We start from the raw sequence: 613 nt of genomic DNA, 5'->3' as shown, positions 1-613 counted from the left end.
TGCCAGGCGTTTTGTGTCTGTTGATCCACATCATAATGGTTGATCTTTTGGAGAACACTCATTAACTGCGGAAGTATCATCTCTTTCCGATAGGGTTCCAATAGTTCAAGTTCTCTATTCCCCAATACCGGAAAACGATCCAGCTCTTCCATTGCCGCTTCAAAGGTAAATTTCGGCCCTTGAAGGCTCCTGGCGGAATCCTGATCCCAAGGGGGTGTCGTGCTTGCAGGAGGTTGCTGCAGAGCGATGGCTGTTACTACGGGTGTTTTTGTTGCCTCAATCTGTACCAGCTTTTCAGCCACTGCGTGTTTAACGAGCTCAGGAACAACACCCTCATTATCATTTCGGATAACCGGGCTGAGCGCCTTACACAAACTGCTAGTTAGCTGGCCGTTGCGGGCATAGTGTTCCAGAGATGACCAAACCACCGGCTTTAATGGTTTGTTGTATTTGATGATATTGATAATCACAGAAGGTGACAGCAGTAATGTTACTTTTTCAGGCTTGGCTTTCCTGGTCTCTTTGGTTCTTGCTTTCATTTGGGCCAGTTTAGCCTCAAGCCTGATCGCATAGGGTTCCCGCTTGTCCTGAGGCTTTTCATACCATTGTTCTG

The 613-nt window shown here is 47.3% G+C and carries 1 protein-coding gene; it reads right to left on the bottom strand.

Annotation, left to right across the window (positions count from 1 at the left end; genetic code table 11):
• Positions 1 to 613, bottom strand: a 613-nt coding sequence (locus J7438_RS26910) for a type 1 periplasmic-binding domain-containing protein (protein WP_209279084.1), incomplete at both ends; no start/stop codon positions are given.

The sequence above is a fragment of the Thalassotalea sp. G20_0 genome, assembly GCF_017744175.1.
GTDB lineage: Bacteria > Pseudomonadota > Gammaproteobacteria > Pseudomonadales > Endozoicomonadaceae > Endozoicomonas.
Note: the sequence above shows the minus strand (reverse complement) of the source record. Positions and strands in the feature narration are given on the sequence as shown.